Raw genomic sequence first — 14528 nt, forward strand, 5'->3', positions numbered from 1 at the left:
CCCATGCCCAATGCCCCATGCCCAATGCCCCATCCCCCATCTTGAAAAACTTCCTATCTCTTACCAACATTTTCAAAGCTTTTGCCGTGCCATAAGTTGAGCAAATAATCCGGCTTGATTGGCTAGTTGATTAAAACTACCTTCTTGTACCACGCGACCATTTTGGAACACATATATGCGATCAGCCTTGCGAATGGTACTCAGACGGTGAGCGATCGCAATCCGTGTTACCTTCAGGCGCTCCAAGCTTTGACTAACGATCGCTTGGGTGCGATTATCTAAAGCACTGGTGGCTTCGTCAAATAATAGGATTTTGGGTTTTAATACTAGCGATCGCGCAATTAATAATCGTTGCCGTTGTCCTCCAGAAATATTGGTTCCCCCTTCACTAATTACCGTGTGCATTCCCATCGGCATTGATTCCACATCTTCGGCAAAGCCAGCCATCCGCGCCGCTTCCCACGCCTCATCCATTGTGATCATTGCACCACTGGCGATATTCTCGAAAATGGACGCAGATGTCAAACGGCTATTTTGCATCACAACTCCTAATTGACGCCGCACCGCATGAACATCTAGCCCCGCTAAATCTTGTCCGTCGTAGTAAATCGTCCCAGATTCGGGAACATCAAACCCCAGTAATAACCGGAACAACGTTGATTTTCCACTACCCGAAGCTCCCACAAAAGCGATAAACTCACCAGGTTCAGCGTGAATGCTGACATCATCCAACGTCAGCGGCCCGTCATCTCGATAGCGGAAAATTACATGATCGACAACTACGCGACCGGAAAGCCGCCCTGGATCAGCTTTTTCCGAATCTACTTCCGGCTTGGCTTCGAGAATGGGTTGTGCTCGTTCCCACAACGGCACAACTTTCAAAACATCTATAATCGTGCTGCTGAGGCTGGTGGCTCCACCGATAAACGTACCAAACGCCGCATTAAATGCTAAAAATACACCTGTGGATAAACCACCTCCTTGTGAAGGGGCTTGCCCAAGTAAACTTGTTGCAAACCAGAAGAGTGACGCTGTGGTTAATACAGGTAAGATTTTATTAACTACAGCCAGAACATCTTCAATACCTTGGGTACTCAGCATCCATTTGATTTGCTGGCTATACTGTTTTCCCCAAAAAGCGAAGGCGCGGGCTTCAGCCCCAGCCACGCGGAGTTTGGTGACGCCATTGATTAACTGCACCATCACCCCAAAGAGTTGTCCTTGTAACTCTAGTAAGGGACGGACTTTACGCAGAGTGGAAATTCCAGACACAAGAGTAATAGTAATGTTTATAAATGCGACAAAAGTAGCAATTAACGCTAGCGAACCGTTGTAGTAAAAAAGTAGTCCTAAGTTAAGTAACGCGAACAAGCTGGTGAAAATACTTCTGAGAACCGTGCTACTGAGTTTTTGGCGGATTTGACTGACAGCGCTAACGCGTGAACTCAAGTCACCGATCGCGTACTGACGAAAGAACGATGCTTTGAGATTCAAGAGCCGATCCCAGACTGCTGCTTGAGTTGAAGCATCAGCAAAGGTTTCCACGCGCATGATGGCGAAACCTTGGGCAAGTTGAAACAGAGTGCTACCAAATGCAGTTGCTAGCAGCGCTAAAGCAATTTGCACTAATAAACCACGATCGGCATCAGGAATCGCACTGTCAATCAACACGGCGGTAGCTTGTGGGGTAATCATTCCCAGTAGAGTTGTCGCCATACCCGCAGTCAGGACGACCATTAATTCTTTGTAGTGTCCTTGCAGAGCAAATTTCAGCAGGTCGAGCGTGGTGAGGACTTTATCTGGTAATGGGCGGTAGAAGGTATACCCAGTCAGTGCGAGTTTAGCAGCACTCTTGGCATTCACTAGAGTGCGCGATCGCTCAATTGGATCAAAAATCTCATAACGCGTATCAGATACAGGCAATAGCGCCACAGGATGGTTATCCTCCATCGTGTAAGCGAGCATAGCACCGCAATCCTTTTTCCACCACTGACCCTGCAAAGCGATCGTTCGGGTTCGCAAACGAGAAGCACGGGCGATCGCTTGTAGGGGATCTTGAACTCGTTTGAGGTCTTCAGACTTCGCTGGTGGTCGAATCGTTATGCCCAAAGTCCGTCCAACTGCGCCCGCAGCGACGAGCAAAGCTTGGTCAGGGTCATTGGCTCCCACCTGAGCAGAAGTGGCAAGTTGCCGAGATTGCAGCAACGACGCTAACTCGCCTAGCGTCTCCTCCATCACCTGGTGATTGAGCTGTTGCCGTTCTTGAAATCTGTGTACTTCTGCTTGTGTCTCCTGCTGTTCTAGAAGATGAAGGCTTTGCAGAAAGTAGACTTGAAGTTGAAAGATCCCCGCCAGCAGAGTATCAGAATCGTCAATTTCAGAGGTACTCAAGGATTCTAGCTCAATTGTATCTTCAGCTTGAAACCACATATCTGCACTCAAAGGCAACAGTCCCAATTGAGGCGTGACCAACAATTCCTCAAACCCCATCCAGATCGCATAACCGCTCTGAATTCGCACCCATGATACAAGCTCTCGCTGTGGTTGGAAAATCTGACCATTGGTGAGCGAGAAATAGCGAACCCCTTCCTCTAAAAACGGCAACACAGGTGGAATAATCGAAGACAGCGCCAGTCCCAATTGCTCAATCCATCCCTCCATCAAAGTCAGTGCTTCGCCACTACCATCAGCGATAAATTCACGAAAATCTTTAATCGAGACTTTGAGAAGTTCAGTTTCTTCAATCGACACCGCCAGAAGTTGATACGGCATCGGCTCAGAATCGCTAGCGATGCCAAACATTGCCTGTCTAGTGCGGGTAGTAAATAAATAGCGACGAGTTCCCTCAGCAATTCCCTCTTTCATAGGAATCGCAAACAACGCCAATGAACCAGATTTCACCACCCAAATCGTTTCTGGATCATCAAGAATAATTGGCTCATTGCCTTTGAATCGATAGTACTCTCCGGGCAGACTGACAATCCGAATTTGATCCAACATGTCTATTCCTGCTCCATAAAATTAATACAAAGCCTTGGCGCTCTTGACGTCTTCTCTGCGAGACGCTACGCGTTGGCGGTTAGATAAATAAAACGTTTTAACGATTTTTGCCTAAGTCCCGATGGGATGAAAATTTCACGCACAGACACACAGACAAATATTAATTAACTCACGCCTCTTGAAGTGCTTCCCCTTCACTGCGAATTAATTGCAAATACTTACCTTCCATCTGCTGTAACTCCTCATGAGTGCCACGTTGCACCACCTTGCCGCGCTCAAAGACAATAATTTCGTCACAATCTCGAATGGTGCTCAACCGATGCGCCACAATTACACAAGTACAACCGCGCTCCCGGAGTTTTTGATCAATGAGCTTTTCTGCCTCGGCATCGAGGGCACTAGTTGCTTCATCCATTACGAGAATCGCCGGATTGTTTACTAGAGTGCGGGCAATTTCTAATCGCTGTCGTTGCCCACCGCTCAAATTAGTTGCTCCTTCTGCCAAGTCAGCATTATAGCCTCCAGGCATCGAAAGCACTACATCTTGAATGGCGGCGTCTTTACAAGCGCGAACCAAGTTACTAAAAGGAACAGTCGAATCCCAAAGTGTGAGATTATCGCGTACACTGCCTGCAAACAGCGAGATATCTTGCTCGACGAGTGCAACTGAATTAGTGAGAATTGAGCGCGGAATATCTGCTCTGGGTTGACCATCGAATAGAATTTCCCCCGCCCACGGTTCGTATAATCCACACACCAGCTTGGCAACCGTTGACTTACCCGAACCACTGCCACCTACCAACGCGACTCGTTGACCAGGTTTAAGTGAAAGACTGAGATTTTCGATTAAGGGAGGTGCAGAGCGGTTATAGCCAAAGGTAATATTGCAAAGTTCAACATAGCCCTGAAGCCGAACGTTCGCAGCGGGAAGGGTATGAGTTGGTGGCATATTTCTTTCTCGCTCCACAGATGGATCGATCGCATTGCGTAACACGTCATCCAATCTACCCAAATTACCTTCCATTTCCTGGAGTTCACCCGCTAGACCCACCAGATTATTCACAGGTTCTAGAAACCTTTGCATCAAAGCTTGAAAGGCAATCAGCATCCCAATACTAAGTACACCATCCATTACCCGCAGCCCTCCCACCGCCAACAAAAGCATTGACGTAATCGAGGTGAGAAATGACGGCAACACACCCAGAGTTTGATTGGTTGTATCCATTTCCTGGCGGGCATTAATTGCTTTGGCATAATAGCCAGCCCACCGAGAAAAGAATTCCGACTCTAACCCTGATGCCTTGAGCGTTTCCATACTTTGCAGCCCAGAAATCGCTACTCCACTGACTTTACCTTGTTCTTGCATTAATCGCAGATTGGCATCAACGCGCTGCCGCGAAACCCATCGCCACACGCTGACATTCACGATCACGAAGCTAATGCCGATTAAGGTGAGAACGACATCATATTGCAGCATCACTGCGGCATAAAAGACAACGGTGAAGGCTGAGATGACTGTAGTTGCTAATCTTCCTGAAAGTAGGTTCGCCAAGCTGTCATTGAGGCGGACACGGCTACTAATTTCTCCCGCAAATCGCTGATCGTAAAAACTGACTGGTAGCCGCAAGATATGCCACAAGAACCGACTGGACATTCCCACAGCCAGCTTAATTTTCATGCGTCGCAGAAATTGCAGCTGAAGCAGCGTCAGAAAACCATTTAATATTGCTGTGAGAATCATGCCGAGAATTAAAGGACGTAACCAATCATTTCTGCCTTCAATCAAGACATTATCAACAAATGCTTGGGAGAATGCGGGGATGGCTAATCCAGGAATTACTAACAGCAATCCAGCGATTACACAATAAACCAGCGCTCCCATAGAACTCTGCAATCGATCCCATAATGCCAGAGTCAGGCTCGGTTTACGTCCTCCAGGCTGGAATTCTGCACTCGGTTCAACTACCAGCACCACCCCAGTAAAGGACTGATCGAATTCTGCTGGCGAAATCGTCCGGGGGCCAGTGGCAGGATCGTTAAGATAAACCTTGTCTTTGGCAAATCCCTCGACCACCAGAAAATGGTTGAAATTCCAAAAGACAATATAAGGACATTCTAGTTTGCGTAACCCATCCAAATCGACTTTAAAGCCTTTGGTCTGTAATCCATATCTGCGAGCAGCGTTGAGAATATTAGATGCTTTACTTCCATCCCGTGAAACGCCACAAGCTTGACGGAGTTCTGCCAGGGGCACAATGCGATCGTAATATCCTAAAATAATTCCCAGTGCTGCTGCACCGCATTCCACCGCTTCCATTTGTAAGAGGGTGGGAGTCCGACGGCGGCCATCAGGACGGCTGATTACCCCCCGAATTTGTCTAAATATACGCCCAATTTGTGATTTAATTCGCCGCATAATCAATACATTCCACTCCACGATCGCAGAATCGGAAAGACAAAGGAAATCGGGGATTGTTCATCCACTTTCACGCGCACGGAGGTAGTAGTTCCAGAGGTAATTTCGGTTTCTGGCCCCTTAGACGACGACCACTTAAAACGGCTTTTAGTTGAGGGATCTGGCTGAAGTTCAGCGGAAACTTGAATTTGTGGCCCTTCTGTGGTTAACCCTTGCAAAACTTCCAGACCACCTACGACACTCGACGCACCCTCTTTTGTTACCGGAAACGCCGAAACATTCGTGACCTTCGCCACAATGCCCCCAAACCGTTCTCGCTTGACGGTAGAAGGGGTAACTTGCAATTCCATGCCATTTTGAATCTTTTTGCCTTCGCTCACCGGGAAGAACGCCACAGCTACCAACTTATTCGCGGAATCTTGAGCTTCGATTGTGCCAATCCGAGCGCCCTGTTCCAGTGTTTGTCCAGGAACAGCAGCAACTTCTAAAACCCGTCCGTTGAAATTGCTAGTAACCTGGTTTTTTCCTTTTAATTCCGATTCTAGTTGGGCGATCGCTCGCTCTGTATCTTGAATTTCTTTTTTACGATTAGTAGAAATATCTAAATCTTGTTCTGCTTGACTAGCTAATTTAGTATCTAGTGTTGCTAACTGAGCTTGCAGTTCTTTGGTTGCATTTAAATTTGCTAAAAATTGTCGCTCTGCATCCGCTTCTTTGACATCAAGTTGTTTGAGTTGCGATTGGATTTCGTTGATTCTGCTTTTACTGTTGAGGAATTCCTGTTGCGCTTGAAGAACGGTATCACTCGAAACAGCTCCTTCTCGGCGTAACTCCTGACGCAGTTCAAATCGCTCTTTAAAGGTGGGTACTAAATCTCGCGTCGTTTGCAACTGTTCATGTAAGGTTTGACGCTCTTGTTGAATCGACTTTAGACCTTTATCTCGAAGAATTGGCGTCACCGATTGGGTTGTCTTTAAAGTTTGCTGGAGTGCCTGACGTTGTTGTAGAGTAGCACCTTTATCTAAAACCGTTCGCTGAAGTTGAAGTGAATTGGCATTGCGGTCTTGTTCCTGAAGTTGAACAAGCTTCACCCGCGCCAGCTTCAACTTTTCTTGAAGTTCAGTTTGGTCGAGTGTTGCGAGTACCTGCCCTTTCTTGACGCGATCGCCCGGACGAACATAAACAATCAGAACCTGTCCGGAACTAGGAGACTGGAATCCAACAACCTTACTCGGAAAAACCACCACACCTTGTCCAGCAATGGTAATAGGAATGCGACCAAAAACACTCCAGCCAAGTCCAACAGCAATCAGAGATCCCATCGCGGCTAAGGGAATCCACTTCTTCGGCTGCACAACCTGCATCAGTTGATCGAGCCGCTCCGGTGAGGATAAACGATCAAGTGCTTCTTTTCGGAATATATTACTTTTGTGGGTCGTCATTATACTGACTCCATTTGGGGATTGGGGATTGGGGGATTCAATTCAACTACCGCGAATCTGCTTGAGCATCCAGTCAAATCGCGTACCCGCCAGCGTCACTTGAGCCAAAAAGCCAGAACTCAGTTCATCCTCATAAGTCAAGTGCTGATCTAAAGATTGACCTGAGCTATAGGTGATTCTGCCGTAACCCAGCCGATTGATAATTCCTTGCTGTTTGTCTGTTAACAAAATCGCTAATACTCGATAGAAGCGGGCAGCAAACCCAACATCATGCAGCAATTTTGCCGCCAGTCGCCACCGGGGAATTGATAGCACGATCGCATCCTCAACTGCCCGAATTGTCATCGCAGGTGGACTCGCTTCCACAAAGGGCGTTTCGCCAACTATGTCACCCCGCGATAATTTAGCAAACTCTCGTTCTACATGATGTGTCTCTTCCAAAGTTGAAAAGGCGCGTGTGAGAGGATTGTTTGTATCTTCTGCGATCGAAGCTACCATCTTCCCATCTAATAGAATATAAAGAGCTTCAACGGGTCTGCCGGCATGAAATAACACCGCTCCTGCTGGAATTCTCATGGCATTGCCCGCAGTAATCATCCAACCAATATCGCTATCGTTTAATTCTGCAAATGTAAATAAAATCTCTCGAATTTGCGGCTGAAAAAGAACGACCGTGCTTTGTCCAATCTGGCTGATCATCTGCTCTAATCGGTGAGCAAGCAAAACTGCGATCGCGCGATAAAAATGGGCAGCAAATGTGACATCTTCCTGCATTTTTTTGCTTAATTGCTGCTGAGGAATCATCAAGACAAGCGACTTTCTGATTGCCTTGACCGTGGTAGAAGACTGGTAAGATTCTAAAAAGGGCACTTCTCCCACCACTTCACCGTTTGTGAGTCTCGCGATCTCCCGTCCTGACAGTTCGCCACCTTCGAGAGCAGCAAACGCACGACCAATTGGATTGTCGTCAGCTTGAGCGACACAAACGCTTAATGCACCATCTAGCAGGATGTAGAGTGCATCAACAGGCGTTCCTTGGCGAATGAGGATCGTGCCAGCAGTAATTTCTTCTCTTTGACCCGTTGCCAAGATCCAGTCAATATCGCTATTTGTCAGTTCCTTCAGTAGAACTTCTGTCATAATTTAACTTCCTTGTGTTCTGCTAACGGGAGAGAAATGGGGAGCAAAGAATTATACTAATTCTTAATGGGCTACACCCGGCTGCGCTAACGTGATTCGCTCAATCTCCCCATTGCGCGATTGACTAGGTTGGTGATTCGCTGCTATATGTTTGAGAATCGCTGTACTTTTCCGAATAAATGTTCGGTTTGTTGTCATTCCAATAAGGAAGTTTTGCACTCTCAAGTTGTTTTGCGATCGCTTCAGTAGCACTGGATAAAGTGTCTATAGGATTCTGGTGGTAGTCATCAGGCACAAAAGCACCACCGGAAACCTCTGCCAAGTCTTGCTCTGATAACTCTAGTGGTTTATCGTGTTTCATATTTTCCATTGCAATTCTTTCTCCTTGTCATTTCATTTGTTACTGAATTTGCCTAATTTGATGAAGGCGAGGTTATCAATTAAGCGAGAACAATTTCAGAAAGTAGTTGAGCGAAGCTTATCCAGGACTTACGCAAGTGTCATATTTTTAACGCCAGAGGTTGTCCAGAGTCAAAGGTCAAAAGTCCAAAAAACCTTGATTCTTGACCCTTGACCCTTGACCCTTGACTCTTATACCAGAAGCCTTGTGTGCCAGTTGCGTAAGTCCTATTATCCAACAGCAATTCATGAATTTTTAAAACTTGGCTTAAACTCCGTTCATGTAGAACCATCGATTGCAGACATATCTCCAAACAACTCGCCGAGAGCTTGTATGTCCTCGGTTGTTGCATCGACAATAGTGAGTTGGAAGAGTGACGATTCTGTGGTTTCTGCCTGAAATGCTGACTGTGCTGAGCAATTACTTGACCCTGATCCTATTGATTCGACAGATGTCAATTTTGATTGCTGAAACCGCGCAGCCGTCAAACGCAGACTGAAACCACCGGCTACCTCGTCTAAATCCTCATCCGATAACTCGATTGCCTCGTTATTCGGAGTAATTTCGTCACCTGACATAGGATCTCCTCGCTGCCGTATGTTAAATTTAGATTAGACGGAAGGGGTTCACGATAAAGCTGGGCAGCCGTTAAGTGAATCCTCCTTCCTAACCATTGCGACCTATTAAGTTAAGGAATGTTACTTGAAGTTGAAGGTGCGGTCTTAGAAATCACCCAACTTAGCGATCAGTTCATTGTCAGCAACTGTTCGTGTTTGGTCGATTTGAGTAGCTTCAATAGCTTGAGCACCATTGGGGCCGACACTGTTAACGCGAACATCCTTGATAGAAGCTTGGTCAAAGGAAGCGTCGAAGTCTTTAACCAGTAGTTGGTCAAGACCAGCGCCACCAGCAACGACGTCGAGTTCTTCAATAGATAGCTCTTGGTGCTTGATTTCGTTAGACATGATGGTTTCTCCTGATTTTTTGGTTTTTGTTGACGTTAAAGAATGTTGAAGGTGCAGTCTTAGAAATCACCCAACTTAGCGATCAGTTCATTGTCAGCAACTGTTCGTGTTTGGTCGATTTGAGTAGCTTCAATAGCTTGAGCACCATTGGGACCGACACTGTTAGCGCGAACATCCTTGATAGAAGCTTGGTCAAAGGAAGCGTCGAAGTCTTTAACCAGTAGTTGGTCAAGACCAGCGCCACCAGCGACAACATCGAGTTCTTCAATAGATAGTTCTTGGTGCTTGATTTCGTTAGACATGATGGTTTCTCCTGATTTTTTGTTTAAGTTAAGGAATATTGCTTGAATTTTGAGGTGCGGTATTAGAAGTCACCTATCAAAGCAAGGACATCGTTACTAGCAACTGTTTTCGTTTGGTCGATTTGAGTTGCTTCAACGGCTTGAACACCATTAGGTCCGACATTAATTGCGCGAACATCTTTGACAGAAGCTTGCTCGAAGGAAGCGTCGAAGTCTTTTACTAGCAGTTGATCAAGACCAGCGCCACCAGCAACGACGTCGAGTTCTTCAATAGATAGTTCTTGAGCTTGGTAGTTAATTTCGTTAGACATGATTGTTTCTCCTGATTTTTTTGGTTTCTGTTGAAGTTAAGTTAAGGAATATTGCTTGAAGGTGCAATTTTAGAAATCACCTAACTTAGCGATCAGTTCATTGCTAGCAACTGTTTGTGTTTGGTCGATTTGGGTAGCTTCAACGCTTTGAGCACCGTTGGGGCCGACACTGTTAGCGCGAACATCCTTGATAGAAGCTTGGTCAAAAGAAGCGTCGAAGTCTTTTACTAGTAGTTGGTCAAGACCAGCGCCACCAGCAACGACGTCGAGTTCTTCAATAGATAATTCTTGGTGCTTGATTTCGTTAGACATTGTGTTTTTTCCTTTTTAATGTTGTTGGCTACGTAAATTACAAGCGATGCGCTGTTTGGTGTGTTCCGCTTTCCTCGCTTGATGTCTTAAGAATACAAATTCAACTCAATCATCCGCATCTGAAAAACGTCTAGGATTTTGCCTAAGCGAAGTAAGTAGATGTCGTCTAACTTTCGCTCTATCGTGTCGAGCAATCCCTAAGACTTTCGTTATAGGCTGACCGGGTTGGTTCCAACAAAAGTCATGAATTTGCCTTGAAATCTGGAATTTCATTACATATCGCTGTATGACTAGATTTGTAAGCAGGAATGCAGATTAGATTTAGTCATCATAAAGAACAGCATTCTACACTCATAATTAAAAAAATAAATCTAGTGAATTATTACCTATAAATCTCTAGCAATGTTGTATATCAAACGGAAACAGCAATGTTGAATAGATTCAAATTAGCAACGAAATTTACCTTACTTCTATCGCTGGTGTTCATCGGTGCGATCGCAGTTAGTGGTTTTGCTTTATCCCACGCACTGGAGCAAAAAGCGGAAGCTGAAATCGATTATCGAAGCCAAATTCTTGCAGAAATGATGAACTCAGTGAGAAACTTCACAAACATGCATATCAGCCCACTCCTGATACCTATGGTGGAGACTCAATCTACGTTTGTCCCTGAAAGTATTCCCAGCTATGCAGTGAGAGAAGTATTTGAAAATCTTCGCAAAAACGAAGAATATAAAGACTTCTTCTACAAAGATGCCAATTTAAATCCAACTAATTTACGAGATAAAGCAGATATATTTGAAACGCAGATCATCGAACAGTTTCGCAATCAACCAGGGCTAAAAAATTTATCTGGTTTTCGTGACTCTTTTAATGAGAAGTTGTTTTATAGTGCTCGTCCATTTTCAATTAAAAATCCCACATGTCTACGTTGCCATAGCACGCCTGAAGCTGCTCCAAAAAGTCACATCGTCAGTTATGGCTCAGAAAATGGTTTTGGATGGAAACTCAATGACATTATAGGTACTCAAATTATTTACGTTCCTGCTAGCAAAGTGTTTGATGATGCCAATCGGGCTTCTGTTTTATTCATCGGCTTATTCATTAGCATCTTTGCTTTAGTAATTTTGCTAATTAATTATTTACTGAAACGAAATGTGCTACAACCACTCAAACCAATGGCGCAACTCGCTCAGAAAATTAGTATGGATGAGATTAGTGCAGAAGAAGCAGAAGAGTTTGATCGCCAAAAGCTAACGTCAATTGTGAAACGCAATGATGAATTAGGACAATTGGGACGAGTTTTTCAACGCATGGTGCATGAAATTTATGCCCGCGAACAAAAATTTAGGCAACAGTTGCATACATTGCGTATCGAGGTTGACGATGCTAAACGTGCGCGTCAAGTTGCGGAAATTGCTGAATCCGAAACGTTCCAAAAATTGCAGGAAGAGGCAAAAGCAATGAGAAGCAAACGAGGTGCTACAAATGAATAGTTTTTTTATACGAGATCAGCTTTCAATAAAGTGCTGAATCCTGAGTATTAATTTATAGCTCATGTCTTCTGTCTCCTATTCACAATTGAGGATTATCATGTCTGAAATTATTTCTATTCACTCATTCCGTGGCGGAACTGGTAAATCAAACGTTACGAGTAATCTCGCTACCCTCATCGCCCGCTCTGGACGGCGAGTTGGGGTTGTTGATACAGATATCCAATCGCCAGGAATTCACGTCCTGTTTGGTCTTGAAGAAGACCGAATCCGCTATACCCTGAACGATTATCTATGGGGTCGTTGTTCAATTGAAGAGGCTGTGTATGACGTTAGCGGCATTTTGAAACAAAAACAAACATTTTTTGGTCGGCAAGGGAGCATTTATTTAATTCCTTCCAGCATTAGAATGAGTGACATTTCTCGAATTTTGCGCGAGGGCTATGATGCACGCTTGCTTAACGATGGTTTACGTAATCTAGTTCGTCGTTTAAAACTGGACTATCTGTTGATCGATACTCACCCAGGTATTAACGAAGAAACATTGCTATCCATCATTCTTTCTGATGTCCTTGTGCTGATTCTCCGTCCAGACAAACAGGATTACCAAGGGACAGCAGTGGCGGTCGATGTTGCTCGTAAGTTAGAAGTGCCTAAGATGCTACTAGTGATTAACAAAGCGCTGCCATCTTTAGATTTTAAAGAGTTACGGCAAAGAGTGGAGAATACCTACCAAACCCCTGTGGCTGGAATCCTGCCAGTTTGTGAAGAGATGTTTAATTTAGGAAGCAGTGGTATTTTCTGTTTGCGATATCCTGATCATTCATGGACTCAAAAAATTAATGATATTGTCAAACAAATCATGGGTTCTGGAGCAAAATCCTTTGTGTAAAAATGGCTCTAACTCCTTTAAACACAGTATTAGAGACGTTGTATTGTTCTGTGTGGAGACGTTGCAATGCAACGTCTCTACTTGTCAAAAATATTATCTACTTTCCTACCTAACAAACCTGCGAAATGTAGCAAACTAAATAAAGATATGTTGACATTTTTTATATTTCGCTAAAAAACCCATGCTGGCTGCAATCCTCTTTGACCTAGACGGCACTATTGTCAATACTGATCCTATACATTACCGAGCTTGGCAGGAAATGCTGTTGAGTTACAGCATAGAAATTGATGAAACATTCTACAAATCGCGGATTAGTGGTCGGCTAAATCCAGAAATTGTTAAGGACATCCTGCCACAATTGTCACCAATGGAAGGACAAAAATTTGCAGATGAGAAAGAGGCGCTTTTCCGCAAACTCGCCCCAAATCTGAAACCACTGAGTGGATTTTCGCAATTACTAGCATGGACAAATGCACATCAACTAAAACGTGCATTAGTAACTAATGCACCTAGATTAAATGCGGAATTTATGCTAAAGGTATTGGGAATACAAGAAGCTTTCGATACAGTTGTTTTAGCGGATGATTGCGTAGCAGGTAAACCTGACCCTGCACCTTATCAGGTTGCTCTAAATAAGTTGGGAATTGAAGCAGAGGAGGCGATCGCTTTAGAAGACTCTCCCTCTGGCATCCGTGCTGCGGTTGGCGCTAGTATCCGCACTATTGGCATTGCGTCTACCCACGATCCACAAGTTTTGCAGGAAGTCGGTGCATTTATGGCAATTCCAGATTTTACTGATTTGCAGTTATGGACATTGCTAAACTCTCTGATTGAGGAAGATTTGAGTGCGTTGGCGCAGCCTCTCCAAAGGAGAATCGCTTCTAATTTATAAGCCAATTACACGAATCAAGATTACTGATTAAGGTTAGGAGTTCATTCTCCACCTTGCTCATTAATTTTGAACATAACTGAAGTTGCCGTATCAGGAAATAAGCCGTATTCATCTTTTTCCTGTTCGCGCAACTTTTTTTTAATGCGTTGAATCAATTTCATACAGTAGAGACGTTACATGTAGAGACGTTACATGTAACGTCTCTACTATTTTTCAGCAAGAATCGCGTAAATTTCCCGTTTAACTTGCTCTAAAAGCCCACGTACCCTATTTATTCGCTCTACATTCCCACTACGAGCAACCTGCACCATAATACCAGCCAATTCTGTTGCCACTTTTCGCAACTCAATCAACTCTTGGGGCTTACCTGTCATAAAAGTTTTGAAGGTGTCCCAAGAAGAGTCTGAAGTTTCTTTTTGGGTACGCTCTGCCAATATTTGTCTACCCTCATCTGTAATTGTGTAAATCCGCTTACCCCCTTCCTGTGCGCTTCTCAAATAGCCACCTTCCTCCAACATCTGGAGTGTTGGATACACTGAGCCAGGACTGAGGCGACGGAAACCACCATAACGAGTTTCCATTTCTTTGATCAGGTCGTAACCATGGCTTGGGTGCTCGGATAATAATTCCAGCAGAATGAACTTGATGTCACCTCGACGAGTCCGGGATTCATCTCCCCAGCCACGACCGAATAGTTCATCAGCAAAGTGTTTGCCATGATGTCTGTCATGATGCTTATCATGCTGGAACCAATGACTGATCAACGAATCCTCTTCACTGGCTCCTACCCATGCAGGTGCTGGAAAGCGAGATCGAAAGTGTCTAAACATAAGTAAATCTCAAATCAACTTTCTCTACTATACGATATATCGTTATTTATTACGATATATCGGAATGGAAGTTTGATGAAGATTTTTGACGTGAGAATGCAACTCATATAGGAAGGGATGGGGGATGGGGGATGGG

The 14528-nt window shown here is 44.6% G+C and carries 14 protein-coding genes; 3 read left to right on the forward strand and 11 right to left on the reverse strand.

Annotated features, from left to right (window positions below; genetic code table 11):
• Window positions 1–72: 72 nt before the first annotated feature.
• The 10 genes from IQ246_RS23360 to IQ246_RS23405 all read right to left on the reverse strand — a co-directional run bounded on the left by IQ246_RS23360 (window position 73) and on the right by IQ246_RS23405 (window position 10288).
• The gene (locus IQ246_RS23360) at window positions 73–3000 is read right to left on the reverse strand and encodes an NHLP bacteriocin export ABC transporter permease/ATPase subunit (protein ID WP_194005720.1); all 2928 of its coding nucleotides are present in this window, start codon (window positions 2998–3000) and stop codon (window positions 73–75) included.
• 169 nt (window positions 3001–3169) lie between these two features.
• On the reverse strand, window positions 3170–5416 hold the full coding sequence (locus IQ246_RS23365) for an NHLP family bacteriocin export ABC transporter peptidase/permease/ATPase subunit (protein ID WP_208492269.1): 2247 nt from the start codon (window positions 5414–5416) through the stop codon (window positions 3170–3172).
• Window positions 5417–5418: 2 nt separating this feature from the next.
• Complete coding sequence (locus tag IQ246_RS23370; protein WP_194005721.1) at window positions 5419–6858, reverse strand: NHLP bacteriocin system secretion protein; 1440 nt, start codon at window positions 6856–6858, stop codon at window positions 5419–5421.
• Between the two features lie 42 nt (window positions 6859–6900).
• Window positions 6901–7998: a cyclic nucleotide-binding domain-containing protein gene (locus IQ246_RS23375; protein ID WP_194005722.1), complete on the reverse strand. Its 1098-nt coding sequence runs from the start codon at window positions 7996–7998 to the stop codon at window positions 6901–6903.
• A gap of 124 nt (window positions 7999–8122) precedes the next feature.
• Entirely contained in the window at window positions 8123–8368 is a 246-nt protein-coding gene (locus IQ246_RS23380; protein WP_194005723.1) for a hypothetical protein, read from the reverse strand.
• Window positions 8369–8676: 308 nt separating this feature from the next.
• A complete protein-coding gene (locus IQ246_RS23385; protein ID WP_194005724.1) occupies window positions 8677–8976 on the reverse strand; it encodes a CTB family bacteriocin in 300 nt (99 codons plus the stop codon).
• A gap of 144 nt (window positions 8977–9120) precedes the next feature.
• Window positions 9121–9363, reverse strand: a complete 243-nt coding sequence (locus IQ246_RS23390) for a CTB family bacteriocin (protein ID WP_194005725.1) — start codon at window positions 9361–9363, stop codon at window positions 9121–9123.
• A 59-nt stretch (window positions 9364–9422) separates the two neighbouring features.
• Window positions 9423–9665 carry a CTB family bacteriocin gene (locus IQ246_RS23395; RefSeq protein ID WP_194005726.1) on the reverse strand — a complete coding sequence of 81 codons (243 nt, stop codon included), beginning with the start codon at window positions 9663–9665 and terminating at the stop codon, window positions 9423–9425.
• A 62-nt stretch (window positions 9666–9727) separates the two neighbouring features.
• Entirely contained in the window at window positions 9728–9976 is a 249-nt protein-coding gene (locus tag IQ246_RS23400; protein ID WP_194005727.1) for a CTB family bacteriocin, read from the reverse strand.
• 69 nt (window positions 9977–10045) lie between these two features.
• On the reverse strand, window positions 10046–10288 hold the full coding sequence (locus IQ246_RS23405; RefSeq protein ID WP_194005728.1) for a CTB family bacteriocin: 243 nt from the start codon (window positions 10286–10288) through the stop codon (window positions 10046–10048).
• A gap of 428 nt (window positions 10289–10716) precedes the next feature.
• Between IQ246_RS23405 and IQ246_RS23410 the strand changes: the two genes are divergently transcribed.
• The 3 genes from IQ246_RS23410 (at window position 10717) to IQ246_RS23420 (ending at window position 13562) form a co-directional block, all read left to right on the forward strand.
• Window positions 10717–11781, forward strand: a complete 1065-nt coding sequence (locus IQ246_RS23410) for a DUF3365 domain-containing protein (RefSeq protein ID WP_194005729.1) — start codon at window positions 10717–10719, stop codon at window positions 11779–11781.
• Between the two features lie 97 nt (window positions 11782–11878).
• The gene (locus tag IQ246_RS23415; RefSeq protein WP_194005730.1) at window positions 11879–12670 is read left to right on the forward strand and encodes a MinD/ParA family protein; all 792 of its coding nucleotides are present in this window, start codon (window positions 11879–11881) and stop codon (window positions 12668–12670) included.
• A gap of 181 nt (window positions 12671–12851) precedes the next feature.
• On the forward strand, window positions 12852–13562 hold the full coding sequence (locus IQ246_RS23420; RefSeq protein WP_194005731.1) for an HAD family phosphatase: 711 nt from the start codon (window positions 12852–12854) through the stop codon (window positions 13560–13562).
• 206 nt (window positions 13563–13768) lie between these two features.
• Here the strand turns inward: IQ246_RS23420 and IQ246_RS23425 are convergent, their stop codons facing one another.
• Window positions 13769–14392 carry a PadR family transcriptional regulator gene (locus tag IQ246_RS23425; RefSeq protein WP_194005732.1) on the reverse strand — a complete coding sequence of 208 codons (624 nt, stop codon included), beginning with the start codon at window positions 14390–14392 and terminating at the stop codon, window positions 13769–13771.
• Window positions 14393–14528: the final 136 nt, after the last annotated feature.

It is taken from the genome of aff. Roholtiella sp. LEGE 12411 (assembly GCF_015206995.1).
Lineage (GTDB): Bacteria > Cyanobacteriota > Cyanobacteriia > Cyanobacteriales > Nostocaceae > Komarekiella.